The organism is Paenibacillus polymyxa (assembly GCF_001719045.1).
GTDB classification, from domain to species: domain Bacteria; phylum Bacillota; class Bacilli; order Paenibacillales; family Paenibacillaceae; genus Paenibacillus; species Paenibacillus polymyxa_B.
In genome coordinates, this window is the sequence record NZ_CP015423.1 from 2,380,168 (window position 1) to 2,406,143 (window position 25,976).

Annotated in this window: 27 protein-coding genes and 1 pseudogene; 12 read left to right on the top strand and 16 right to left on the bottom strand. The window is 46.5% G+C overall.

All coding sequences use genetic code 11. The features are described from left to right. Positions 1-152: 152 nt before the first annotated feature. The 10 genes and pseudogenes from AOU00_RS10595 to AOU00_RS10640 all read right to left on the bottom strand — a co-directional run bounded on the left by AOU00_RS10595 (position 153) and on the right by AOU00_RS10640 (position 11,938). Positions 153-986 (bottom strand): formate/nitrite transporter family protein, encoded by an 834-nt coding sequence (locus tag AOU00_RS10595; RefSeq protein WP_155765235.1) that lies wholly within the window; start codon positions 984-986, stop codon positions 153-155. A gap of 387 nt (positions 987-1,373) precedes the next feature. Then, the gene (locus AOU00_RS10600; protein WP_069290565.1) at positions 1,374-2,735 is read right to left on the bottom strand and encodes an FAD-dependent oxidoreductase; all 1,362 of its coding nucleotides are present in this window, start codon (positions 2,733-2,735) and stop codon (positions 1,374-1,376) included. Between the two features lie 391 nt (positions 2,736-3,126). Further along, entirely contained in the window at positions 3,127-3,603 is a 477-nt protein-coding gene (locus AOU00_RS10605; RefSeq protein ID WP_039271605.1) for a glutathione peroxidase, read from the bottom strand. 89 nt (positions 3,604-3,692) lie between these two features. Then, a complete protein-coding gene (locus tag AOU00_RS10610) occupies positions 3,693-4,496 on the bottom strand; it encodes a (2Fe-2S)-binding protein (RefSeq protein ID WP_069290566.1) in 804 nt (267 codons plus the stop codon). Between the two features lie 12 nt (positions 4,497-4,508). Next, entirely contained in the window at positions 4,509-5,402 is an 894-nt protein-coding gene (locus tag AOU00_RS10615) for an ABC transporter ATP-binding protein (protein WP_039271609.1), read from the bottom strand. A gap of 231 nt (positions 5,403-5,633) precedes the next feature. Beyond that, a pseudogene (locus AOU00_RS10620) lies at positions 5,634-6,654 on the bottom strand (LLM class flavin-dependent oxidoreductase). Between the two features lie 104 nt (positions 6,655-6,758). After that, a complete protein-coding gene (locus AOU00_RS10625) occupies positions 6,759-7,922 on the bottom strand; it encodes an AI-2E family transporter (RefSeq protein ID WP_039271613.1) in 1,164 nt (387 codons plus the stop codon). Between the two features lie 150 nt (positions 7,923-8,072). After that, positions 8,073-9,086, bottom strand: coding sequence for an LCP family protein (locus tag AOU00_RS10630; protein WP_013312376.1), 1,014 nt, complete (start codon positions 9,084-9,086; stop codon positions 8,073-8,075). 91 nt (positions 9,087-9,177) lie between these two features. Continuing rightward, complete coding sequence (locus AOU00_RS10635) at positions 9,178-10,080, bottom strand: cation diffusion facilitator family transporter (protein WP_069290567.1); 903 nt, start codon at positions 10,078-10,080, stop codon at positions 9,178-9,180. 208 nt (positions 10,081-10,288) lie between these two features. Continuing rightward, on the bottom strand, positions 10,289-11,938 hold the full coding sequence (locus AOU00_RS10640; protein WP_069290568.1) for a DEAD/DEAH box helicase: 1,650 nt from the start codon (positions 11,936-11,938) through the stop codon (positions 10,289-10,291). Positions 11,939-12,329: 391 nt separating this feature from the next. Between AOU00_RS10640 and AOU00_RS10645 the strand changes: the two genes are divergently transcribed. The 7 genes from AOU00_RS10645 to AOU00_RS10670 all read left to right on the top strand — a co-directional run bounded on the left by AOU00_RS10645 (position 12,330) and on the right by AOU00_RS10670 (position 15,462). Continuing rightward, positions 12,330-12,599 (top strand): hypothetical protein, encoded by a 270-nt coding sequence (locus AOU00_RS10645; protein WP_237166342.1) that lies wholly within the window; start codon positions 12,330-12,332, stop codon positions 12,597-12,599. A gap of 39 nt (positions 12,600-12,638) precedes the next feature. Beyond that, positions 12,639-13,283: an immunity 50 family protein gene (locus AOU00_RS10650; RefSeq protein ID WP_069290569.1), complete on the top strand. Its 645-nt coding sequence runs from the start codon at positions 12,639-12,641 to the stop codon at positions 13,281-13,283. Between the two features lie 127 nt (positions 13,284-13,410). Beyond that, a complete protein-coding gene (locus AOU00_RS27455) occupies positions 13,411-13,533 on the top strand; it encodes a hypothetical protein (protein WP_257785375.1) in 123 nt (40 codons plus the stop codon). Next, complete coding sequence (locus AOU00_RS10655) at positions 13,524-14,153, top strand: hypothetical protein (protein ID WP_069290570.1); 630 nt, start codon at positions 13,524-13,526, stop codon at positions 14,151-14,153. The genes AOU00_RS27455 and AOU00_RS10655 overlap by 10 nt, the downstream gene beginning before the upstream one ends. A gap of 70 nt (positions 14,154-14,223) precedes the next feature. Next, complete coding sequence (locus AOU00_RS10660) at positions 14,224-14,472, top strand: hypothetical protein (RefSeq protein ID WP_172828281.1); 249 nt, start codon at positions 14,224-14,226, stop codon at positions 14,470-14,472. Then, positions 14,456-15,016, top strand: a complete 561-nt coding sequence (locus AOU00_RS10665; protein ID WP_069290572.1) for a hypothetical protein — start codon at positions 14,456-14,458, stop codon at positions 15,014-15,016. The genes AOU00_RS10660 and AOU00_RS10665 overlap by 17 nt, the downstream gene beginning before the upstream one ends. A 2-nt stretch (positions 15,017-15,018) precedes the next feature. After that, positions 15,019-15,462 carry an immunity 26/phosphotriesterase HocA family protein gene (locus tag AOU00_RS10670; protein WP_069290573.1) on the top strand — a complete coding sequence of 148 codons (444 nt, stop codon included), beginning with the start codon at positions 15,019-15,021 and terminating at the stop codon, positions 15,460-15,462. 68 nt (positions 15,463-15,530) lie between these two features. On the opposite strand, the gene AOU00_RS10675 is transcribed toward AOU00_RS10670, so the two are convergent. Beyond that, positions 15,531-16,070 carry an SMI1/KNR4 family protein gene (locus tag AOU00_RS10675; RefSeq protein ID WP_069290574.1) on the bottom strand — a complete coding sequence of 180 codons (540 nt, stop codon included), beginning with the start codon at positions 16,068-16,070 and terminating at the stop codon, positions 15,531-15,533. A gap of 213 nt (positions 16,071-16,283) precedes the next feature. Next, the gene (locus AOU00_RS27700; RefSeq protein WP_219728090.1) at positions 16,284-16,385 is read right to left on the bottom strand and encodes a putative holin-like toxin; all 102 of its coding nucleotides are present in this window, start codon (positions 16,383-16,385) and stop codon (positions 16,284-16,286) included. 109 nt (positions 16,386-16,494) lie between these two features. Here AOU00_RS27700 and AOU00_RS10680 point away from each other — a divergent pair, with 109 nt between their 5' ends. Beyond that, positions 16,495-17,154 (top strand): hypothetical protein, encoded by a 660-nt coding sequence (locus tag AOU00_RS10680; RefSeq protein ID WP_069290575.1) that lies wholly within the window; start codon positions 16,495-16,497, stop codon positions 17,152-17,154. Beyond that, positions 17,135-17,494 carry a DUF7716 domain-containing protein gene (locus AOU00_RS26575; RefSeq protein WP_172828236.1) on the top strand — a complete coding sequence of 120 codons (360 nt, stop codon included), beginning with the start codon at positions 17,135-17,137 and terminating at the stop codon, positions 17,492-17,494. The genes AOU00_RS10680 and AOU00_RS26575 overlap by 20 nt, the downstream gene beginning before the upstream one ends. Here the strand turns inward: AOU00_RS26575 and AOU00_RS10690 are convergent. Further along, positions 17,484-19,121 (bottom strand): DUF6138 family protein, encoded by a 1,638-nt coding sequence (locus tag AOU00_RS10690; protein WP_069290577.1) that lies wholly within the window; start codon positions 19,119-19,121, stop codon positions 17,484-17,486. The genes AOU00_RS26575 and AOU00_RS10690 overlap by 11 nt on opposite strands. Positions 19,122-19,279: 158 nt before the next feature. Here AOU00_RS10690 and AOU00_RS10695 point away from each other — a divergent pair, with 158 nt between their 5' ends. Together AOU00_RS10695 and AOU00_RS10700 are read left to right on the top strand one after the other, a co-directional pair. Further along, entirely contained in the window at positions 19,280-20,056 is a 777-nt protein-coding gene (locus tag AOU00_RS10695; protein ID WP_069290578.1) for an SMI1/KNR4 family protein, read from the top strand. Between the two features lie 17 nt (positions 20,057-20,073). Then, complete coding sequence (locus tag AOU00_RS10700; protein ID WP_069290579.1) at positions 20,074-21,501, top strand: SMI1/KNR4 family protein; 1,428 nt, start codon at positions 20,074-20,076, stop codon at positions 21,499-21,501. A gap of 28 nt (positions 21,502-21,529) precedes the next feature. On the opposite strand, the gene AOU00_RS10705 is transcribed toward AOU00_RS10700, so the two are convergent. Next, the gene (locus AOU00_RS10705; protein ID WP_069290580.1) at positions 21,530-22,144 is read right to left on the bottom strand and encodes a TetR/AcrR family transcriptional regulator; all 615 of its coding nucleotides are present in this window, start codon (positions 22,142-22,144) and stop codon (positions 21,530-21,532) included. Between the two features lie 25 nt (positions 22,145-22,169). Further along, positions 22,170-23,654, bottom strand: a complete 1,485-nt coding sequence (locus AOU00_RS10710; protein ID WP_069290581.1) for a phytoene desaturase family protein — start codon at positions 23,652-23,654, stop codon at positions 22,170-22,172. Between the two features lie 424 nt (positions 23,655-24,078). Here AOU00_RS10710 and AOU00_RS10715 point away from each other — a divergent pair, with 424 nt between their 5' ends. Beyond that, positions 24,079-25,311 (top strand): PHB depolymerase family esterase, encoded by a 1,233-nt coding sequence (locus AOU00_RS10715; protein WP_069290582.1) that lies wholly within the window; start codon positions 24,079-24,081, stop codon positions 25,309-25,311. 380 nt (positions 25,312-25,691) lie between these two features. On the opposite strand, the gene AOU00_RS26580 is transcribed toward AOU00_RS10715, so the two are convergent. Next, on the bottom strand, positions 25,692-25,799 hold the full coding sequence (locus AOU00_RS26580) for a putative metal homeostasis protein (protein ID WP_158451783.1): 108 nt from the start codon (positions 25,797-25,799) through the stop codon (positions 25,692-25,694). Between the last annotated feature and the right edge of the window lie 177 nt (positions 25,800-25,976).

Here is a 25,976-nt window from a genome sequence, read left to right on the forward strand (position 1 = left end):
GCATTATGGGACGAGAGCACACTCATCCTCCATGCCAAATCATGGACCACTCCCAAAAAAATCCGCCATGACAGGTTTCGTTCCCCCGGGCCTGTCATGGCGGATTTGCTTTGTTCATTGCTGTTTAAAGTACCGTAATTAAGCAGGACCACTCAACGGATTTGATGTGCAACCGAAGAAGTAGTTGGAGATTCATTCGCTGGAAGTGCGTTGGTTTGAGGCTTTTTCAAATAGGCCAACCAGTAGGCTCCAGCCACAAACAGGCTACCTCCTACCAAATTCCCCAGCCAGACCGGAATGAAGTTCATAACATAATCTGCCCACGAAAAGTGGCCTGCAAAAATAGCCGCCGGAATGAGAAACATATTGGCAACAACGTGCTGAAATCCAATAGCGACAAAGGCCATTGTTGGAAACCAAATGCCCATAATTTTGCCACCGATAGAGTCTGTGCTATATGCCAGCCATACAGCCAGTGCTACGAGCCAGTTACATCCTATACCCGATATAAAAGACTGCAAAAAGCTTTCATGTAGCTTATGTCCTGCCATATCCACCACTTTGTCCAGATAAGGGCCCGTTTCTGTCAAACCCAGCACATGCCCAAAGAAAAATGCAACGAATAACGCACCTGCAAAATTACTGAGCGTAATAATCGCCAAGTTACGAAGCAAGGCTCCTGTCTTAATCCGTCCTGCCCATCTCGCCAAAGGGACCGCCATCATATTGCCGGTCAGCAATTCTCCGCCGGCGATCAAAACTAATACCAGACCTACGGGGAACACCGCAGCTCCAATAAAGGTGGCAATGCTTCCCCATTCTTTAGGCGCACTTGCAATAACACGTATATCCAGCAAAAAACCGAGTGCAATAAATGCACCTGCCAAAAATCCCAGTACCACCGCCACAGTCCACGGGTTGTTCGCCTTGGCCACTCCTGTTTCCACCGTCTTTTCAGCAATTTGCCCCGGTTTATAGCTCGCCATATGTCCCCGCTCCTTTAATATCTTTTTACTAAAATATTCTTCTTTCATATTTTATTTAAAATCAGTGATTATGTTTGTGAAAAAAATCACTTTCTCAACTATAAAAAAAACAGCCCTTGGAAAAAGGACTGTCTTTCTGTATTATTACATCTACTGCGCTACTACGCGCTTTACATTTAGTTGTATTCTTCCTTTTCAACTGCTCTCAAGAACCAAATAACTCCACCGAGGCCTACCAGGGCCACGACTACAAGAAAAAGGATATAAAACAAATCCATAAGCTACTTACCCCCTAATCCTTATGCTACTCTATATTGTACTATAAGGATTCGTCCGTACGTCTCAGATTGTTGACAAACTTATGAACAATGTCACAGACAAATCTAATTATACAGTAACTGGGTTCCGTTCGGATATTGTAGGCAATGCTTGCAAGCCTGCTGCATTCAGGAAATTCCAAGGCTTGTTATAATGCGGCTGGAAGAAGAAATCGACAAAGGCCAACTGGTCAATGGTCATATGATTTTGAATGGCTACGGATAGTGTGTTAATGGATTGAGTCAAATCCACCTTCGACATAATTTGAGCCCCCAAAATTCTTCGTGTCTCCTGCTCATATACCACTTTCAGTAATACCTTTTCGGAGGTTGGCATAAATTCAGGCCGGTAGCTGTCCTCAATGGTTACAGCTTCTACAGTCATGCCTTCGTCCGTTGCCGCCGCTTCCGTCAAGCCTGTTCCTGCGATATTGTCTTCGTAAATTTTGATACCCGAAGTTCCTTGGGTTCCCATGTAGGCAATCGTTGGTTGTACCAGATTACGTGCTACCAGCGTACCCATACGAACTGCGTTGGTTGCCAAAGGGATATAAGCCGTTTTACCTGTCGGATTATAGCGGATTGCACAACTATCACCTGCTGCAAACACGTCCGGGCAGCTACTTTGCATATAGTTATCCACAATGATCGCACCGTTAGGCAACATATCTACCTGACCTTTGAGCAGATCCGTTTGAGGTCGGAAACCGATGCAGAGAATAACAAGCTCTGTTTCATATTCTCCTTTAGAGGTCACGACTTTACTCACCTTACCGTTCGTACCCTCAAAACGACTCACCGTTTCGCCAAGTACCAGCTTAATGCCATGTTCCTTCAGGGAACTTTCAATCCGGTCTGTATACTCATGGTCCAAATACTTATTCAATATACGATCAGCACTGTCGATCAGCGTTACGTTTTTACCGTTCATTTGGAAAGCTTCTACCAGTTCAACACCAATGTATCCAGCCCCGACGACTGTAATGTTCTGTACGTGCTGGGCTTTCTCAATGATATCATTGGAATGATTATAGTTTTTACAGAGCAAAATATGATCAAGTTCAATGCCCTCCAGCTTTGGAATAATGGGCCATGATCCTGTGGTCACAATCAATTTATCAAATGTGTCTGTAAATTCTTCACCTGTTTGGAGATTACGTGCATGCAGCGTCTTGCCTGCCGTATCCACACTCGTTACCTCGTGAAGCATCTTGGTCACTACACCCAAGTCAGACAGTTGATCTGGAGACGAATAAAACAGGCCGTGTGGATCTTTAACGACACCACCTACATACAGGGCAATACCACAAGATAAAAATGAAATATTATCATTACGCTCGTAAACGGTAATTTCTGCATCTGGATAACATTTAGCTGTGTTGACGATAGCTGCCGTGCCTGCGTGTGTACATCCGATAACTGCTACTTTCATGTAAAATTCCTCCTTGGTGTGTGGGCATAAAATGTATAATAATTGTGAATAGTTTCACGTAAACAGCTCGTTTGCGTTTGTGATTTATTTCACTTCATGCGCTTATTATAGTGTGATATTTTTCACATTACAATAGCTTTTCGTGATATTCACAATTTGTCCACATTTAAAAAAGAAAGGATATACAAAATCAACGGTTTGCTGAAATATTTTTTTGCTCCATTCAGTTTTCCCTGTAAGCCCCCTGATTATGCCCTTGGAATCGACTTTCACATGATGCGACCACCCTTAAACAAATGCACATGTAGAGAAACAAAAAAAGGTCCGTTTCCCGGAGACACGCAGGAAATCAGACCTTTTTAAACATATACTTTGGAGTAAGGCAAAGCTACTATAGCAATTGCTCAATGGCTGCTTTCATCGCTTCTGGTGACTCCTTCGGTTCAAAACGACCCACAGGTACACCTTCACGATTCACAATGAATTTCGTGAAATTCCACTGAATTGTTCCATCTTCCTGTTCTCCAGGCTGTTGCTTTTTCAAATATTCAAACAGAGGCGCTGTATCCGGTCCGTTGACGTCCACTTTGGCGAATACCGGGAAACTAACCCCGTAATTCAGTTGGCAAAATTCAGCCGCTTCCTCGCTGCTGCCCGGCTCCTGACCGCCAAATTGGTTGCAAGGAAAGCCTAATACAACTAATCCCCGATCCTTATATTCATCATAAAGCTTTTGCAAATCCCCATATTGCGGGGTAAGTCCACATTTACTGGCGGTATTCGCAATAACCAGCACCTTACCGGTGTAAGTATCCAGAGAAACCTCCTGATTCGCTGGTGTTACGGCATTATGTGAATAAACAGACATACAGCATCCTCCTTCGTGTCGCTTGGTTTAGGTTACATAACCTATTTTAACCAAAACGTGGCGGACATGCCAACATCCGCAGATTTCCTTTACCGTGATGCCATCACTTCGAGTCTGCGTTCTTCACGTTCGGAAGCGGACATTTTTGGGCAAGCATAACAATACCGCTGGCCTCCACCTGTCTTGTAATATTGGCAACAGGACGGTTTCATGTAGGTATTTTCACCGGGGCGGTAAGGATTGTCCAATTCAATGAGACGAACCGTAAACGGATTTCTTTTACGCCCGAATACCTCTCCCTTCAGTTCACGTGTCACATACATATAATCTTGTTCAAAGCGCTCCACATCCTGAGGATCAGTCAACGATGGCTGTACTCTATCCTTAAAATACAGCAATGTCAACGGAAACTGTCCCCACATTTGCCCAATAGATGCGCTCCCCACTGCAGCTATTGCCTCCAATATGGGCCGCATCTGCAAACTGTAAAAGTCACGTAACACTTGCTGAGCCTGTTCGGGAGAAGGGTCATCCCCATTGTTCCGCGTATTGTCCAGCTCTGTGAGATCGATGACCTGGATGCTAATAGAGGGATATTGACCTTCATAACAAATATGAAATCTGAGATTAGATACGGACAGATCCAAACGGCGTTCACACAGTGACACCATAAAATGCTGTGCAAACACGAGACCACGCAACTGGTTCACAAAATAAACGGCTGCGGTTAAATCGTCTTCAGCACGCAGAAGATCGCCGTAATACTCCATCACAGAACGGATCTTCTCTGGTTCAAGCCATTCGGCCACTGGCCCGGAATATACTGCATCCTCCGGCGTGACTCTCACTATTTTCGCTAGTTGCTCAAGCTGATCGTAATCCAGTGGTTTCATGGTATGTCCTCTTTAACCTCTTGCCGCTACTTGTGCTCTAGCATCACGTCGCTCAGCAACAGAACCCACGAGTTTCTTATCTTCCACATTCATTTCTTTTACTGCTTGGCTCACCGCAGGCTGTCCAGCCAAAGCATACGGAAGACAGAGCGGTACACCCGTACGAGGATCGGTTACAATATCCGCCTCGATCCCGAACACCTCACGCAGCACATCAGGGGACATAACCTCTGTTGGAGTTCCTACCGCCTCGGCCTTCCCCTTTTTGATTGCAATCATATGCTGAGCATACCGGGCGGCATGGTTTAAATCATGCACGACCATAACAATGGTGCGCTTCTCCGAAGTATTTAGATACTCTAGCAAATGCAGCACTTCCAGTTGATGTGCCATATCTAAAAATGTCGTCGGTTCATCCAGAAACAAAATATCCGTATCCTGCGCAAGCGCCATAGCAATCCAGGCACGCTGACGCTGACCGCCAGAAAGCTGATCAATCGGACGATCGTGGAACTCGCTCATTCCCGTTACTTGAATGGCCCACTCCACCATTTTGCGATCTTCCGCTTTCATAGAACCAAAACCTTTTTGATAGGGGAAACGTCCGTAAGATACCAGTTCCGTCACGGTTAATCCTTCCGGTGCAGTCGGATTTTGTGGCAAAATAGCCAGCTGCTTAGCTACTTCCCGGGTGGATTGCTTATGAATGGATTTACCGTCAAGCAGAACACTGCCGCCCTTAGGATTCATGATGCGAGCCATCGTCTTCAGAATGGTGGACTTGCCAGAACCATTTGCGCCCACCAAGGCTGTGATTTTCCCTTGCGGTATTTCTACGTTCAGATCTTCTACAATCAATCGATCTTCATAAGCAATATCCAGATTTGCCGTTTTCAGACGAAACATTTGGAATCATCCCTTTCCCTTATCCAATATATATAGTCACGGGCTTAACGCACGACTTTCATCAAAACTTCATTCTATCTTTATATAATAAAGATATTGATAATCATTATCAAGTGTTAACTGGTTTATTTCCTATATCATACAGTGCATATCATCCAATATTCCCTCAAAAAATTCAAAAAAAGATCACAGCTCCTCGAAGCTGTGATCTTTTAAATCCGGCGATTCGCATTATAACTGTACAGAAGACAGTCCAAATGCTTCAGCCATGAGACGTATAGATTTTATTTTGGCATCAAAGTCGTGAATAATGCTCGCAACCATGATCTCCTGTGCATTATAGTCCTTACTTAACTGCTCAATCTGACGCTTCACCTGTTCGGGCGAACCGACCACCATACGTTTGCGATTCTCACGAATCCGCATCCGGTCAAACGGCGTATACGGATACGCCAGTGCCTTTTCGACGGAAGGTGTTCCAGCGGAGCGCATTCCCTGCTCTAATAGAACAAGAGACAAGTCCATACTGGAAGCCAACCGATTCGCCTCCTCTTCGGTATCCGCACAGATCGCAAATACGGCAACAAGCGAACGTGGTTGGTCACTATGCTGGGAAGGCTGGAAGCTTTCCTGGTATTCCTTCATAGCCCCTGTGCCGCCTTCACCATTAATGAACTGCGCAAACGCAAAGCCCACGCCACGCTCGGCTGCCAAACCTGCGCTATCACCACTGGAGCCGAGCAACCACATTTCCGGTACAGTTTCTATAAGCGGCATCGCCTGTAGCGAACCGAAACGGTGATTATTGCCCGTGCTGTCATGTAAATAAGCTAACAGGTCATCCAACTGCTCAGGGTATAGATCTACACCACCTCGCATTTTGCCTTCTTGCAGGGCTCTGGTAGCAATGGGCATGCCTCCGGGCGCTCGTCCCAGGCCTAAATCAATGCGTCCCGGATACAATCCCTCCAGCACACGGAAGTTTTCCGCTACTTTATAAGCGCTGTAATGGGGCAGCATCACACCACCCGACCCCACTCGAATGGCCCGGGTACGTGCGGCCAGATGTGAAATCAGTACCTCCGGACTGGAGCCTGCGAGATTTGCGGCAGAATGATGCTCTGATACCCAAAAGCGATGATAACCCAAGCGTTCCGCCTCTATAGCAAGCTCAGCGGTCTTTTGTAATGCCCTGCGCATGCGTCATGCCTTCCGATACCGGAGATTGGTCAAGAATGCTGAGTTTTATCATAAAAGTCTGACCTTTCTATTTGGGAATAAGGATAGGCATTAATTATAGCACGCGTAGCCACAGTTACCCAAGAGGGGCCCATATCAATTTTATAGTGGAAAATTTTATTTTTCGTAAAGACTTGCGTTCCCTTTATCCGCCTCATAGAGATGCGAACGTTTTTTAAAGAAACTATACAAATGTGTAACGATTACTTTCAAGACAGCATACCCCGGAACCGCCAGTACAATTCCCACCACACCAAACAAATTGCCTGCGGTCAGAATAACGAAGATAATCGTGATCGGATGTACCCGAAGAGATTTGCCCATAATTTGTGGAGAAATTAATTTACCCTCAATGAGCTGTACGACTGTCCACACGATAACCATCTTGAGCAGCATAATCGGTGAGGTGACCAAGGCTACAATTAACGCAGGTGTAATGGCAATGACGGGACCTAAGTAGGGGACAACGCTCGTAAAGGATGCAATGACTGCAAGCGTCAGAGAGTAGTCTAATCCAATGATTAGGTAACCAATATACAACAGCGCCCCAATACAGAAGCTGACAATAATCTGCCCACGAATATAGGAACTGACCTGATGATTCATCTCGGTCATAATGCGATCTGTTTCTTTACGAAACATAGGCGGGAGCATTTTCAGGATAAACTGTGGCAGCTTGTGTCCATCTTTTAGCAAGTAGAACAGAATAAATGGAACCGTGGCAATCGCAAGTACCGTTTCTGTAACCACGCCCAAAAAGCTGCCCACACCCGTCCATGCATTATTAATAAAGCTAGATAACTTTTCAGAAGCTTTGGAGGCCAGCTCAGATGGATTAATTTGAATGGTGTTCTGGAACTGGTTTACAAAATCGCTGCCGATCAGTTTCTCGAATTGTCGTTGTACTTGCTCGCTATAGGCAGGGAAATTCTGGATAAGCCCCTGTATTTGATCGCGGATTACAGGTACCACAGATGTAACCACAATCGCAATAACCCCTATAATAAGCAAAAACAGTACAACAATGGAGTATATTCGTTTCACCTTGTTACGCTCCAGTACATCAACCAACGGGTTGAACAGATAGTACAACACGCCGGATAAAATGACGGGGAGAATTATCGTTTTTAACAGCACCATGACAGGTGTGAATATGTATGAAATTTTGGTAAGCACCAAGATATTCAAGCCGATCAGCAGCAGTACCAGCAGGAATAACACAAACTTGTTGTTCAGAAAAAACTTCTTGAATCGGTCTTTCCATGCCGGAGTTATTTCCACACCACATTCCCCTTCTCTTTATACAAATGAGTAGACGTTCTTCATAGATACGATATATTTTTGGAACAAAATATACAAGGTTATACCCAAATAAACACAAAAGCAAACAAAGTTGTACGTCATCGTACGAACTTCGCTTGCTTTCGAGGGTTATGGAGTATCATTTATCGTGGTTGCAGCATCCACCGTCGTGGTCACAGGTTTGTTCTCCTGTTCAAAAAGATTCTGTATGAAGCGCTTGAGCTTTCTTTCGTCTACACCCAACACCTGCGCACCCTTAATGGTTTCCCCGCGCACCAATTCATTCGGCGGGATTTGCTGCTTCGCTACTGTTGTTGCATCGATATTAAAGCCCAATGAAGCCAATTGCAGCATTTCCGTAGTGCTGAGATTCGTTTCAATATAAGGAGAAATGCTATTTAGAATACTCGGCAGTTTAATTAGAGATGAGGTTGACTGAATTTTACCGCCAAGCTCGGTAATAAATTTGCGTTGCCGCTCCGTACGCGTAAAATCGGAAGTCGCATCATGTCGGAAGCGTACATATTGCAAGGCTGTTTTACCGTCCATGTGCTGCATTCCCTTTTTCAAATCAATATCAAACTGGTGTTTATCTGCCTTGGAGGTATAGTGCATATCTTTTTCGACATCCAGGTCAATACCACCCACAGAATCCACCAGCGCAATAAAGCCATTAAAATCAGTATATACATAATATTGAATCGGTATGCCCAGCAGGTCGCTCACGGTCTGTCTGGTCAAATCCGGTCCACCGTAGGAAAAAGCAGCATTCAATCGACTTTGCCCATGACCTGGGATATTGACGTACGTATCACGAAGAATCGACATAAGTGTAGCCTTTTTCGTAACCGGATCAATAGAAGCAACCATAACGGAGTCAGAACGCCCTGAATCCTCTCCACGGGAGTCGCCGCCTAGCAGCAGAATATTCACTCTTTCTGTCCCATCCCATTCCGGTGGGAGCGATACCTCTACAGGTTGTACATTGGTTTGAGTTTGTGCCTGCGGTTTGAATTTCGAATCCTGTCCGGAAGCAACCGAAATTTGATTCGTAAAATGATATATAGAATACGTATAATAACCGCCCACTAAAAGAACCGCTGCAGTCACAGAAATGCCTAACCATTTTAAAAATTTTCGCATATTTTCGGGTAACCTCGCTTTTATTCATCATCGTTCGGCTTTTAAAAGCATACCCTTCCTGCAAGTTATCTGTCAATTCGTGTCGTCTGTTCTAGTGGTCATCCTCATACCATGGATTCAAATGGACAAGCACCTCATAAACCCGCGGTTCCCGCTTCATAACAGCCCCCTTAATCAGCCGGATAATATCGTGTCCCTGCTGAATCGTCAAAGAGGCATCCACTGAAGCGCGGATATCCACGATGATATAATGGCCGTGCTCACGGGCACGGATACGGTCAATACGTTGAACCTCGGCTACACTCAGTGCGGCTGCGGCGTAGCTTTCAATTTCCTCCGTTGCAATCGCTTTTTCCATAAGTACATCTATGGATTCACGGCCCATTTCCCACGCCAATTTCAGAACTAGCAATGCCACTACGAATCCCGCAATAGGGTCGCCGTAAGATAAGATTGAAATGCTCCAGTGCTCCCCAATTAGCCCTAAGCCGATACCCAGTACAGCAGCCCCAGAGGCGTACACATCAGCGAGATGATCTTTTGCCGTTGCAATAAGACCCTGACTATTGGCCGCTCTCCCGATACGAATCGTGTAAATATACAGCCATAGTTTCCAGAGCAAAGAAATAATGGCGGCCACCAATGCCAGTATATGCTCCTGTGGCATCGGTTCGAACAGTGCTGCAATGGAATGATAGCCGATAAATATGCCCGCTCCAAACAATATGACCGCCACCACGCTTGCACCGATCACTTCTGCTTTGCCGTGACCATAAGGATGATCCTCATCCGGCGGCTGGCTGGATATGCGCATCGCTCCCAGTGCCGTCGCAGAGGCAATCACATCTCCGGCATTATGCACACCATCGGCTACCAGCACCTTACTGTTGAACATAAGTCCTGTAATAATCTTAATGCCGGTTAATAGGATGTTGCTAATCAGGCTGATCCATGCTGAGACCATGGCGCGCTTGCCCATATCCTGTTCCTGCATGATGTATAACCCCTCCAAATTTATCTTTTGAAAAATGTAACCTAAACGCTAATCGTATATTTCAAGGTAGCTCCGCTACTCATGTCATCTTATGGTGCCGCTCCTTCAGCGGTATGGATGAAGATTACAATAGCCCCGGAAGATGAGCCTCCCCGGGGCTATTATGATAACCATAGTGGAGCATTCTATGAGAATACTCCTGTTTTAACTATCTGGACCGTCCGCGACGGCCTCCTTGTCCTTGACCACCACGCGGGCCGCCTTTGGCTTGTCCACCGCGGCCACCTTGGCCTCCGCGTGCGGAACCGCCGCTACTGCGGTCATACCCGCCACGCTCGCTGCTTTGTCCTGTCGAGCGGCCTTGGCCTCCGCGTGCAGAACCACCGCTGCTGCGGTCATATCCGCCACGCTCGCTGCTTTGTCCTGCCGAGCGGCCCTGACCTCCGCGTGCAGAACCACCGCTGCTGCGGTCATATCCGCTGCGCTCGCTGCTTTGTCCTGCCGAGCGGCCCTGACCTCCGCGTGCGGAACCGCCGCTACTGCGGTCATACCCGCCACGCTCGCTACTGCCGCGGCTAGAGCGACGTTCGCCGCCTGTGGCATCACGACGGCCCGCCTGTTCGCGGCCGCTGCCCCGGCGCCCACCGCCGGAGTCGTTGCCGCCGTAGGAACGGCGGTCGTTTCTGCCCGAGCGGCGTTCTCGACCCTGCCGATCAGCCGTATCGGAAGCAGGTCTACGCTGTCCGCCGCCCTCACTGCTGGTGAATGTGACACCAGCAACTCTTTGGATGTTCCGAAGCTCTGGAACATCCCTTGGCGTAGCGAGCGTCACCGCCACGCCTTTGCCTCCGGCACGGCCGGTACGCCCGATGCGGTGGATGTAGCTTTCGGCATCCTGCGGCATGTCATAGTTAAAGACATGCGTGACGCCTTCTACATCCAAGCCGCGTGCAGCTACATCAGTCGCTACGAGCAATTGGAGTTTCGCTTCCCGGAACGCCTTCATCACTTGCTCCCGCTTGTTCTGGGACAAATCCCCGTGAAGCTCACCGCTCTCAAAGCCCATCTCTTGCAGCTCTTCGTTCAGTTTGGCAGCCCGGCGCTTCGTACGGCAGAAAATAACAGCCAAGTACGGACGATCCGTATTCAGCATATCTACCAATGCCTGTTGCTTACCACGGTCTGTTGTTTGCACAACGACCTGACGGATTTGGCTAACCGGAACGGAAGAAGCGGATTTCACTTTGACATCTACGGGTTCGTTCATATAGACACGAGCCAGCTTGCGAATACCGGCTGGCATCGTAGCGGAAAACAGCATCGTCTGTCTCCGGTAAGGAACCTCCTGAAGAATCGTCTCCACATCGTTCAAAAAGCCCATGTGTAACATTTGGTCAGCTTCGTCCAGAACCAGCATTTTAATGCCACCCAGATCCAGCGTGCCACGTCTCAGGTGATCCAGCAGTCGCCCAGGTGTACCAATAATCAGTTGTGCGCCGCCTTTCAGTTTACGGAGCTGACGCTCTACGTCCTGTCCTCCATATACAGCCAGTAATGACAGGTTCGGCTCCGTAGCAGCCAAGCATTTTGCTTCCTCCGTAATCTGGAGCGCCAGTTCACGCGTAGGTGCAATCACGAGCGCCTGTGGGTGTCGCTTATCCAAATTCAGCTTTTGTAGAATCGGCAGTAAAAACGCAAGCGTCTTCCCTGTTCCCGTATGTGCCTCGGCGATAACATCCTGACCTTCCATCAACAGTGGAATCGACTCCTGCTGTACAGGAGTTGGGGATGAAATTCCCTGTTCTTTCAAGGCTTCTACCCAATGCTGCTCTACGCCTAATGCTGCAAAATTCTTCAAGTGGTATTCACTTCCCTTATCTGTATTCAATATGTGTCACGTAAAATAGGTTCATGTGCCATATGACATCTATCGTTCCATAGTTCAGAATTCCCATTTTTGTATCGGTTCTCATTCTACCCTTTTCAGGAAGGGAGCTTATCCGTTATCGTTGAATCTGTTCATGTAACCAACATACGGCCGCCATGCGGCTCAGGCCCGTTCCATGTATGACTTTCCTAGTATACGCGAAGTTGAACTGGTTTCCAAACGATTTTAATGAACAGTACCACAGTCAATGTAAAAGGTGAATTCGATCTTCATGTCATATATTATGGTATAAGAATTGGTAATTCCGTCATATAGCAAAGGGACAACGCCGGAAGTGTACATTCTTTTGTCCAATGACCCCATGTGCCAATCTTCTAATCATTGCGGCATGCTCGTTTCAATCCGTCAGGACGCTTATGAAAATATCGACCAAGCAATCGTCGAAGACGTTATGATGAAGCTGAGCCAGTGGTTAAAGGCACACAAGCTGCTACACAGCGCGCGTAACTTTTATGCTGGCAGTAAAGCACGTGCTATTATGGATATTGTTCCATTTATGCTCGAACAGGATACCCCGGATATGAAGTATGTTTTTCAATCGTGGACTCCGTTCCCTTTACCACACACTTAAACAATCCGCCATACCATTAACCCTAGGAGGCTGCAATTTATGCAAATTCAAGTTCAAAAGGTTGAAAAAAAAGAGAACGAATATCTCATTCATTATCAAGCCGGGGGAGCGTTGCCGTTCGTTCCGCATGATATTGTTCTGATCCATGACAAACAGTATTTTATAGGCACGATTTTGAAAGTAGAGCCGGAACAAGCCCTTGTACGTATCAATCCAGAATATGAAGACCAACTGGCAGGGTCCATTGGACTGGAACTGGCTTTCTCTCCAACCGTTTCTATTCAAGGTGCAGACAGCATTGTTGAAAAGCTCGGCTATTTTCCTCCCTTTCATTATGACCGAATTACGGCTGCTAATATGACGAAAGACCAGATTACACTGACGATCGAGCTATCCTACGCTAGCGTGCTTGTCCCTAGATCACCGGATCTGGAGCCTTCGGCTGAGGCACCTGTAATCCCTGAAGCTCCAGCAAAAGACGTCCCACGCTATGCAGTGACTTTTACATTTCTGGAAACCAAAGAACATGTATTAACTCCTGTAGAAACAGAAAACATCATCTTACAGCTTGATTTCCGCTATGAAGAAGCAGACATGGTCGTTGATATCGATGCCTTGTCGGGACTGTCAGGTAGCTTTCTGTGCAGAGGTATCCGCGCAGAGATTAAGGAACTGAATGAATAAACAGGAGGCTCGCGAGCTGCGGACCGGAAGAAGCTTTATCGAACTACAGACATGAGAGTTGATCCGCAGTGATACATATATCTTAGTCAAGGGGGCCGCTTTTGCACTGCTTCGCGCACATAAAAGCATGCCTTTCGCACAACATGCTCTGAAGCAATTATTGCAGCATGAGGAATTCGGTGCATCTGCCAAACGGGAGCTGTCCACATCATCGACATCCAAAGGAGAATCACTCTACTTATGCGTGTAAGAATATTTATATTCATATTGATTATCGGAATTATATGTGTGCCTGCCTATTTCATTATGAGTAGCTTTGGATTATTTCAAAATGAAAAGGTGCTTGTACATTACAAGCTTGCCATTGAAATAAAGGATAAAAAGTATGATGCCTGGCCTTTAATCAGCAGCTATACCGCTATAGATAAAAAAGGAGACAATCGTCAGCTCTACTATCAGGCGAAGGGCTCGGGCATAGAGTATCTGTTTCAACTAGCCTACGGACACTATGAACTCCGACCCTCCAAGGAAAATCCTTTTCTTGACGGGGGAGTCCACTACACCATGGACCATCCTGAGTATGTGCGTGAGGAAAAGCAGTATGAGAATGCTAACGACTACACGGAATTAACCCATTATTACAATCAGCAGGAACAGATCATTTATACCTATAATCCCGAAGCCAAGCTCGATAAAACATACGTCCGTTCCATTATCACCGCTGGAATGACTCGCACAACCGGTAGATCAAGCCGTGCGGTAAAGGATGACTATATCAATATCAGCAAGCTGTTTAAGGATAAGCTGGGAGTGAATGTGAAGGTAGATGTGGATGAGAACAACAAAATCGTCACCTTATCTATGACATGATCTCACAAATGATGCCCCACTAGCGATTAATGATGAATTTCTGGATGAAATCAATCATGTCGAGAACGCTTTGTTGATTGGTGCAGATGCGGGCGACAATTTCTACGTTCTGATATGTAATGAATACACCCCGTATGTGTACTACTGGGACCGCACACATCTTCATGCTTATGATGACAAACTGAACTATGATATTGCAGAGCAGGACCAATGTGGACATTTGTATCTGGTGGCAACAGACTTTACAACGTTTTTTAACCAGGTAATTGAACGACTCAACGAGCAGAGAGGGAGGCCTACTGATGACAGAAATACATAATCCTAAATGTGGACCGGCTTATTTGGAAGGTTGGGTTGTACCCGAAAACCCGGAGGCATGGGTCGAGCAGGAGTGGACAGGTAAGCTCTGTTCACAGGCCGGACATACGAAATTCCACATTTTTTATTATGGAGAGCTTATGGACGAGCTAATCGCTGTAACTGAATTTGCACCCCAGCTCATTATTGCAGAAGATGCAGTCACAGGTGAACAGATCGTGATTTTTGACGGAACCCGCCATGGTTACGATGCTCTGCTATGCGAAGTGTATACCAAGGAACAGCAGAACAATCGCACTCCCCTGCTGCCCTATCTGGACGAAGATGGTGAAGATACTTTCGAGGTAAGCTTGACCGCTTTTTATAATGTGGATTGGGATGACGAGTTTGCAGACGATGTGGATGAGAATGGACAGTTAGAGCTGATCAACGGCGAACGATGCGATTTTGAAGATGTGAAGCGGAACGGCTATGATGCGATCAGCATTACGATTACCAGCGCTAAAGGTCTAAAAACAGAGATCATTCAGGAAGAGCTGGCCTGACGATGGTGTTCAAAAGAATCAAACATCGGGAAGGCGATATTTTTGTTATTCCCACGCATGACGGCCGATTTGCGGTATGTCAGGTGATCTGCGCACTGTATGGTAGATTCAAAAAAGAGTTCTCCTTCGGGGTTCTATCCATAGGCCAGAATCAAGCGTACGAGGGAGAAACGACATATCTTCCGTTCACTAGTTATCGCGGCCGATTTGAAGTTATATTCACCGCCACCCAAAATCTGACGAAAGGAGTATGGCCCATTATCGATCATCGCCCTCTTTCCGAGGAACAACAGCAGCTAAAATATTTTAATTGCGCGGGCCATCTATACTGTGGGGATGAATATATACGCAATCTGGAACTGGAAGAATATAATCAATATACGGTAATGGGCGTGGCTGGATATGAGTTGGTACAGCAATATTTAGCCCAATATGAAGACCATTAGCAGAAGAATAGCAGCGCAGCGCTAATAACCACCTTGAAGTTTGAATGCCAAGGTGGTTATTTGACCTGTTAAAAGGGTTCAAACGTATATGGGAATGATGTACGCTCTGTCCCTAATACCGACTTCACGCGCTCTTCATCCACCAACGCTTCGATGAAGCTATACAAATCCGAGGCTGCATACCGAAAATTGCCCCATGTGCGTAGATTCAAAGCATAGATTGGGAATTCCCCCCGTTCATCAGGCGATTGAATATCCCAGATCAGCAAGTCATCCTCTCCACTGGAAGCGAAAGGGACCGCATGCTCCAAAAGCTCCGGAAAACCATCTGGCTCCAGCACCGCTTCTTGTAAAACCTCTTCTGATTCCAGCAAATCATCAAACCAAGCCCGCCAATCATGATAACGATGGAGCCATGAATCCGGGTGATCACCAAGAGGAATATGAATGTTCCATAAGCCGCATAGTCGCCCGTAACCAAGAGTTTTGACATAATCTATATAAGAAGGCGGAAAGCCCATACCATTTTCAAAACAATGCTCTATAAGAAATTCCTCATCATAGTAGGCCTGGAATTGCGGACGCTGTAGTCCTGTAAAAATGCTCATGCTCGCCCTCTCCTTTCGCGCATCTTTATTCACCTTTTCGCTCTTAGGCACATTGAAAAGGTCTTTTTCAAGTGTTAAAATGGGAATAAGATGTATATTCTAAAAAAGAGTGAAGATGCGTCAACATCCTCACTCTTTGGCAACAGCCGCTTTTAAGGGCGGTGGCTGCAAGTTCACGGTATTCGAAATAGACCGGTTCCTACCACGGGCGGTCTATTTCTTTTTATGGAAGGAAAGAATCAGAATCACCAACGTTGCGAATTGAATCATCAACATTAAGGTGTCTTTAACCTCCACAGGCCTCACCTCCCTCACAGGAGACTAGCCGACCGCCCATCTAAGCCATTCTGTTGTTAAGGAATATTATAACATATGATATATAAAAAGTACGTTTTTACGCTCTTTCCGAAAAGGAGGAACGAACATGGAGCAAAAACGCTTCAAAGATGAACATGGATATAAATATGACTTTGCCGCTGTGATCTGGAGAGGAGAACAGGTAGCTGTTCACTGCCCCCGCTGTCAGGGTCAAGCTTTTATTTCCAAATCCAAAGAAGACTGTTATTACGTTGTTCGCTGCTCTCATTGTTACTACACGTATCAGCAGCCCGAATCTTATACATTCTATGCACGCGGCGTATGCAACCATTGCGAACGGTATTTTAATATCGAAATCCATGATGACCGAACGAAGCTCCATAAAAATACGAATATAAACTGTCCGCACTGCGAGACACGCAATCAGGTTCCGGTGCATCGTGTTCAATCACGCGAATGGCATACGGACGTGATCCAAAACGGAAAAGACCCTATTTTCCAGCTCCAGCTGTACTTCCTTGATTACTATCGGGGTAAACCTGTCTGGGCTCTTAACCGGATACACCTGAATTACCTGCTCTCCTATATCTCTGCCGAGTTGCGGGAAAAGCCTACATCCGGTATGATGCGTACGGCTTCCCATTCCATTCCCAAGTACATTAAGGATGCGAAGAATCGCCAGGCCATCTTAAAGATATTACAAAAGCTACAGCATAAGCCAGCGGCTAATAGAGGAGCCTCCATACATGAGCATACAAACTTTTGACAGCCTTGAAGCACTAGTTCATGCCGTTGACCAAACAGAAATCAATGAATGGGTATTTGCCAATCTGGAACGTGTTCAAAGTAATCCGCTCAATTCTACCTACTACATCATCCCCGAGGAAGAATTGTGGGAGCTGGAGGATGCGGGTCTCACCGTCACCAATCATCGTGATGAAAGTATCCCTGCATCTCTGCCAGACCATCACGTGCAATCTTGGCTGGAGGTAGCGACTGTACAGGATGTTATTGAAGTGTTACGCCACAGCGGAAGCGAGCCGGATATTGAACGCATTGCGCAGGGACTGCGATATTATCATGAATATGATGCTTTTATGGAATAAGCGTCTCCAGCAACTCTTTTACCTCAGGGACAGCCTGCTTCAGGCTGTTTTTTAGTTTCTTCGCGCCACCCCATATACGATAAACAAGCACCTCTTGTTCGTAGTCCTCCAGCTTCTCAAGCTCCTCCACCAGTACCTGTGCCTGCTCTACAGTTTCGATTCCAGATGACTTCAGGGGTTTGGCAGACTCGTTGCTTGCCAGTAGAATCCTCGTCCAAACGGGGATCGTGTCAGGTGTTAGCCCATGCGCTTCGGCAAAAGCAGCCGCGTAACCATCCTGTACGGACTGATGCTCACTGTCCACCAGCTTCATATAACGATTCACTAATGGGAAATAGTTCGTTCCTTTCAGTCCTAATCCCATTACCGCATAGGTTCCCGGCATCGCCGACTTTTCACCGGGCTCTACATCGTTATACCATTTGAATTCCTCCATCACGGTTTCGGCATATTCAGCCAGCAACGGATGCAGCGACGGATACTCAAGTGCATTGGCGAAGAAACGATGTAACGTAGATTTAGCCAACTTGGGTACAGGCAGGTAGTTTTTCACCTTGCTTTTGAACTGCATCCGATATTCCTTGGTAAAGCCCTTCTTTAAAATATCGCATAAATATACAAGTGCTTCTCTATAGCTTTCTTCTTCCTCTGAACGAATCTGAACCTCCAGCGTTTGCAAAATATCATTGGCTTGGCAGATGACTCGCTCGCTTGTATGTAGCGCTGGGATGCTTCCTGATCCGCTCTCAAGCCACACGGAAGCCTGCTCCGAGTCTAGCTGTGCAGCAATCTCCAAATATTTCTGCCGTGCATCGGCATCGGTCGAACCCACCCGCATCGCGGTAAGCAGGAACATCTCCATGGCTGGCGTGGGAATTTCCGAAGGGAGAATATCGGGCTTCACTTTATAATCCAGCCCATAGCTTTTTTCCCGATCCGCATACTTCAGCAAAAATTCATCTTCAGCCCAATGCTTTAAGCCACTGTTGAGCTGATACCTCCATGCTTCCTCACGCTTGCGGCTGACCTTCACTTTGGCATCCATTATATGGAGCAACTCATCCACCCGCTGGGCATCTATAGCGTACAAATGAGGATCAAGCAAGTGTCTCACTAAGAAGAAATCGTCCTCTTCCTTCGGGATAGCTTTACTGGAGGGGTTGAGCTTCTGCTCCACAAACTGCTGGATAGTGGCTAACAGTTGCTGCCGTTTATCTTCATTTAGGAGTGAGAATGTAAAATGATTGGCCTTATTCTCCAAGACCACTTCCAGATGAAAATCCAGCCGATAACGAAAGAACATGGAACTGAATTGTTCCGAATTAAATAGCGCCTCTATCCGTTCCCTAAACACAGGCATCCATTCGTCCTGAACCTGCTGCAGTGTTACCCCCTCCGTAAAACCAGAAATCTCCATGTCCGGTCTACGATGATCCCAATCAAACGGTTCGTAGGTATCCACCCACAGCCCATCCTTCTTACAGGTAACTTTTAAGTATTCATGAATCCCTTCGTGAAGGACACTTTTGATTTGGAATTCGGCGATGCGCTTTTGCTCAGAAGCGTACGCCTCATCAATCGCCTCAAAAATTGGATCTATGTAGGCTTGTACCCCTGATGTTGTCATAAGATGTGTTCCTCCTTCGTCCCCTCACAAATTGTAGTTCCTATGGAATTAAGATAGACTAATCTATAACTATTTTATTTCCTAATTATAGCATATCTCTCATTTACTTTTGATCTCTATCCCTATAGATAGAGTGCCGGAAAGCAGGTGTATCCTACATGTATTGGGTTTTCACACAACATACGACGGTGGCTGCCGATGAACTGACAACTTTTGAACATACCTATGGATTAACTTTACCCCCTCCCTATGTAGCATTCCTCACCCGCTACGGGCCGGGCACCTATTGCGGCCTGCTAATGATTGAAAGGCCTGATCCTCAACTATTGCAAGCCTATGCGGATTACGAACTGTGGACGCATGATGATAATTGCCCAATTACAGCGCAGCAGCTGGGTGAGTGCGTGGTCATTGGCAGCTCCATAGATGGTGACTTCCTATCGATTCACCCTCAGGTCGAAGGCTTGCTGTGGCTGCCACGACACTCGGAGATCATTACTACGAAGACTTTAGATGTTCAAGTCCCATTCACAGAAACACTGGAACATATTTTACGGGATGAATTCGGAAAGATGGAACCATTTCCCCGTTATTTCGAACCTGTCAGCCCAGACAAAGCCTCAACATTCCTACTGTTTAATCCCCCGGATACGACCGAGGCCTACAATCCAGCCCATCCGAACGAGCAAGCCCTGGATTTCGCTCCGGCATCCATACAAGCATTGGCTCAGCGTTTTAAACAGCATTTTGACTCACATCTATGGATTGAAAACGAGCATATCTGCATGGCTTTTCTTCAGACTCTAGGCGGATACGTGCGTTTTAACTATGCATATGGACGCGAAGTGGCGATCATTTATGAACCCACAGCGATAGCACTTCGTGATGAAATTCTAGCATTCTTGCAAAAAGAGCATTGCCGGGTTGTAGAGTAAGAGGAGGACAAATACGAATGACAGTACATTTTGAACGAACCTTAGAAAAGCTGGGACAGATCGCCGATCGTCTGAGACAAGGTGGGATGTCTGACGTGGTATACCAATGGTCGAAGGGGATTTCTACAAGTGAACTAACTGAGTTGGAGGAACGGCTGCAGATGCCTTTGCCTGCCTCCCTGTCTGAGTTGATAAAGCGGTGTGGCAGCTTACATTTGCTATGGTGCCTCCCCCAACACTGTATTGTAGCCGACGGACCAGAGTGTTCATATAAAAACAGCGATGATCTTGAACAAGAGCAGAGTATCCTGGACGATAGCACAGGAGAATTTGGCTGGAATCATGAGTATATTGGCTATTTTACATCCTATGGGGAAGATACCGACTCAGCTGCGGACGAGAAACGATATCTGATCCTTAATTATAATGGTGCGGGTGATCCGATACTGCTTGATATGGCGACATCCACTACAGAGCCAGCGGTGTTCTGCTATCATCACGAGTTGGACCAGTTCACGCTGCTTGCGGAAAATCTACCTGCCTATATAGACACCATGCTCACCTTGCATGGGCTATGGCTATGGGATTGGTTTAAAGTAACCGATGAGCAAGGCATTCAGCTAAACAGCCCACCACTGCAACTCTGGCTACGCTGGTTGAACATGTTTTGCACGATGAAACTGGAGGATGCGCAATCGTTGGAGACGCTGATCCATTACACCACCATGCATGGCGTAGATCATCCTGCTGTGTTGCAGGCTTTTCAAGCCTATGATCCAAAGGATATTTTTCTTGCCTGGGAGCAGCACTGGCAGAACATTCAACATAGCCAGGTTCCATTCTCTACTTGGGCCGTTTTGGTAGGGGAGACCGCGGGGATTGGGGCTGCTGATTGGGCCCGCTCCTTGTGGGAACCGGAAACCGCGCAAGCATGGACATCTTTAGCTCAAAACAATACCCTACATGCTAAGGGTGCATTTGTGTCCACACGTGCCTATCTGAGCGCCCGTTGCCTACCCGAGCAGGAAGGCTTGGTATGTGTTTGCAATCACCTGCTACAGGATTCGGTTGCAGAAGACAAATTAGAAGGATACACCGCTAATGGGCAGCTACAGCATTTTCGTTCACCACAGATCATTAACTGGATGCGGGATAAAGTCAATCATCCGGTGGATGGCTGGGCAATACTTTTCGCTCACTCCCGTCCTACAGCTGAGCAGTTGATTGAATGGCTATCCGATAGCGAGCTTCATCAGAAAATTGCAACGGAGGCGCTGGATATCATGATTCATCGGGATCTCCTTCCCGCTCTGGAAGCAGACGCTTGGGCCAATATCTCAGATCTGCTTCTTGCTTCTTTGCAGCTCGTTATGCTCAAAAAAGATAAACGTCGCATTGAAGCCGTGCTTAATCAGATTTCAGACGCGGATTCGCATGTACAGTGATGCGAGGTAAAGAAAGTTAGCCGCTGCGTCAGCGGCTTAACCCTCTGAGGAAAGTATCTATAGTGAATGCGATCAATTCATCATTGGATTTTGCCATAGGAAGTTCAAAATTCAGGAGCAAAGAAGTCAATCCGTGCAGCATGCTCCATACGGATCTGGCGATCAGGCGCTCATCTCCTTGCATGATGCAGCCTTCCTCCATAGCGGCTTTGAGCCCAGTTTCAAGCAACTCAAAGCCTTTAAAACGCCCACTGTCTATAAGGCTGACCAAGCTTACAGATTCCAGGTTGCTGATAAACAGGATGTTGTAATATTCCGGGTTAGCCGTTCCAAAACGAACATACGCATCAGATACCGTTTTCAGTGTGTCCAGAGCGTTCAATCCCGCTGCCTGTGCTTCATCCACACGCTGCTGAAGAGCCTGCAGGAACAAGGTATTTCCTTCTACCAGCAGTTCACGGACCACGGCTTCCTTATTGGCAAAATAATGATAAATAGTTGTTGGTGAATATTCGATCTGATCCGCAATTTTGCGCATGGAGACTTCGGCATATCCTTGATTCAGGAAAAGCGACCGGGCGGCCTCAATGATTTTCCGGCGGATCTCACTGCTTTCACGTTCTCGGCGTTTGATATGTTTCATGAGTAGATGTACTTGCCCTTTCTGCCTACCCCAATTTGGCGGCGATACGATCAGCTTCCATTATACCCGAGTTCATAACCCCTTGAAACCCGCCCCCAGGCTGTGTCCAGGCCCCTACCAATGACAGACGATTCACAGCTGATTTGTGCTTCAGTCTTTTTATACCGGACTGCCGGACCGTTTGTGCGTAGCCATAAACGGCCCCGTCGGGATTAGCGGTATAACGCTGCATCGTGCGCGGTGTGCCCAACTCGGCCACCACTACCTTGCTGCGAAAACCCGGATACAGCTGTTCTAGACATCCCAGTATCTGCTGTGTCACGGCTTCTTTTTTGACTATATATTCGGGACGTGCGGCAGGCCAGTTCTCCAATCTGTCCAAAAATGTAATTGCAATGACACCCTTTCCCGGTTCATTGAGCTTAGGGTCCATGGCGTTATAATTCGTGAGCATCCAGTTGCCTTTGGTATACTGGCCGCTCATCATAACTTCATAATCTATTTCCGAATCCGGCTCATTGCACAGGATTAAGTCTTCTTCGGTGATGCCAAGCTCATAAGGCTCACATGATAATCCCAGATATAGCTGGGTGAGAGACGTGCCAGTCTCCAGACTGCTGACAGCTTCCAGCTCACGACGGGCAGCATCATGGTTTTCCAGTAGGCGGCCATACGTATGATGGGGACTGATACCAGACACAATCCAGTTGGCTTTATATACATCGCCTTTTTTCAGACGGACTCCAACTGCTTTACCGCGTTCGAGTATAATCTCAGATACTTGACTGCGCAGGTGAACTTCTCCTCCCGCTGACTTAATAGCGTCAACCAATGCATTGGATAAAGCCTGTGCGCCTCCCTCAATGTAGTACGTCCCCTCCAAATGATAGCCGATCCAGGGAATAAAAAAATACAAGGCCGCAAGCCGCTTTGGAGGCAATCCATAATAGGCCCACAGCGCGGTAAAAAATTCCGTGAATCGTTCGGACAACCCGAATTGTCTTACAGCTTCCCAGGTCGTCATTTGCGTCCAGCGGAAGAAGGTTCCTGCTTTGAGCAGGCCAACCGCCTTGCGCCAGGAAGTGAGAGTAGAAAAAGAAGAAAAGCCTGTTTCAAAACGGCGAATGCCCGCGAATAAACTGTCAATGCCTGACACCTCAGCAGGAAACATATTTTTGAGGAGCTGCACATACTCCTGAACATCGGACGGAATATCAATGGTCTGTCCTTCCCAACGAATGGAGTAAGGGTGCTTTTTACGGAGGGGAACAATTCGCTGGTCCGCATTGCAGTCCTTTAACAGCCGACCGAAGCTGCCCTCCTCGAGTCCGCCGACACCGTGCAAGGAGACATCAAAGGTATATCCCTTTCTTGTAAATTCAGTTGCGAAACCGCCAGCTAAAGTATGGCTTTCAAAAACAGCTGTTCGGTAACCGAGCGCGGAAAGTCTTGCTGCACAGGACAAGCCACCCAGTCCTGCACCGATGACAATAACATCGTATTGGTTCATGATTTCATCCCCCTTTGTTAACATTGTTATATAAGTTAACACTGTTAAGTTAAGGAGATTATATACCACAATATTACCGTTGAAAAGCCCCTATGACTTGGTTTTCCTGCTATAGATGAATACCATGAGTTCGACATATCCACTTCTAATTGCAAGCTGCTTTAAGGATTTTTGTAGAATCCTACGTTGCGGAAGTAAACTTTTTTTATAAAAAAACACCCAAAAATGTAGCGCTTTCACTTGTCAAATTCCAATGAAGGTGCTATCCTTCAAGTGGGATTGTTACTGAAAAGGCAAAACCCGAGTGCACACGTGTACCCGGAGTTTGCCTTTTTTTGATTTGTATGAATTCTACAGCTTACAGTCAACCATCCCGAACATGTAGTAAGCGCTTTAAAAAATGACACCAAAGGAGATTAATCTCATGCAAAGAAGACGTTTTGTCCTTGTTTTATTATCTTTCGTGTTCCTGCTTACGATCTTTTTCCCATCCTCCAGCTCTGCCGCAGCAGCTGATGTCCCAGCGCCACAGGCTACCCTGCTTACTCAGGTACAGCCTTTGGGTGAAGTCGTTTCTGCTGTCGTACTGAAATACAGCACCAATATTGACGGGGCATCCTTATCCACGTCCAGCTTTCAGGTTCAATCTGTACTCAATGATGTATATACAGACAGAACCGTAACCGGTGTATATACCAATGATACTGGAGCCATCACCAACCGCAGTACTTATGGTAAATATGTCGTGATTGAGCTGGATACGCAAGATAAAAATGCAAGTACCCTTACTTACGATGCAACAAGCGCAGTTAACCGCATCAACACGTTGAATTATACGATTAGTCAAAAGAAAGATATTGCAACTTCAAAGAAAACAGTCATCCCAGCCTCTACACAGACTGTAAAAGCAACGGATAAAATTACACCAATCGTGGACGATTTCCAAAAAAACACCTTTGAAAATAAAGAAGGCTTCAAGCTGAACTACTTTACGTTTGAGCCTAAGGTAGAGCCTGACAAAACCTACCCGTTGGTTGTATTCCTGCACGGAAACGGCGAACGCGGTGATGGAAACGGAGTCAACCTGTTAGCGAATGCTGGTGCTGTCACTTGGGCTTCTCCTGAGCAGCAAGCCAAACACCCATCCTTCGTCATCGCTCCACAAAGCCCGATTGACCTGGAGCATAAATTCATTTGGGCGGATGAGCCACGCAACAGCGCTGTAGCCGATTTGGTACGTGATACGGCGTTAAAATACCCGATCGATACCAACCGAATCTATATTGTTGGTATTTCTCAAGGAGCCATGGGAACGTGGAGATTGTTGGAAAAAAATCTGGACTTGTTCGCTGCAGGTGTGCCGATTGCTGGTTTGACCAACTATGAAAAAGCCGTTAACATGTATGCGCCTGTTGAACCTACACACGTCGAGGCATTGAAAAACGTTCCTATTTGGGCCTTTCATGCTGCAGACGATACCACAGTAAGTCCTAAAAACTCGCAAGAAATGGTCGCTGCCATTAAAGCACAAAACGGAAACCTCATTCACTTCACTGAATACGAAGCAGGGATTATCAAACCTACAGGACACTTCTCCTGGGTTCCGGCTCTGCAAAATCAGGATATGATTGAATGGCTGTTTGCACAAAAGAAATAAGTGTAGTTTTTGTATTAAAACCGAACTTAAAAGTTTCATATTGTGCCACTACGCAGTCGGATAGTACTTCCCATCGCCACCGCCCCCGGATTTCTTGAACAAAGCCTTTTATAGAGTAGTAATCCGGGGACAAAAGTGATCGCTTCGCTTGTACAGCACTATTCCGTCTACTCCGTTTTTATGTTCATTTTGAGTTTGGTTTTTTATATCTCCAAATAATGCGCCAGAACGGTTCGATACCCGCCTGGCGCTTTTTTATTATTCAAAAAAAGACACCTACTTTCCTGTGTACCATCATCAGGAAGGCAGGTGCAATATCAAAACGAGGAGACTAAAAAATTTGACACTGGTATTGCCATTTGCAGTTAACTTGGAACCTGCTACTTCGCGCGTTTCGCAGCTTTGATCGTTCTCAAAGCTCGTCTGCGAGTTACCTTATTCGGACTCCGAAGCTGTCTTCTGGCAGTTGCCACATCTGCTTTAGCCATGTGTACATCACCATCCTATTCACTTAGGCTCATCATGGGAGTCTGCGCCTAAAGACTTAAATGATTATGATTCTCATTATCATTTAAGATTATATAATGAAATCTACTAGCATGCAAGAGCTTTGGGGGAAGTATGTATCTTTATTACGGCAGTGTCCATTTCACCCTTTTAGGCTT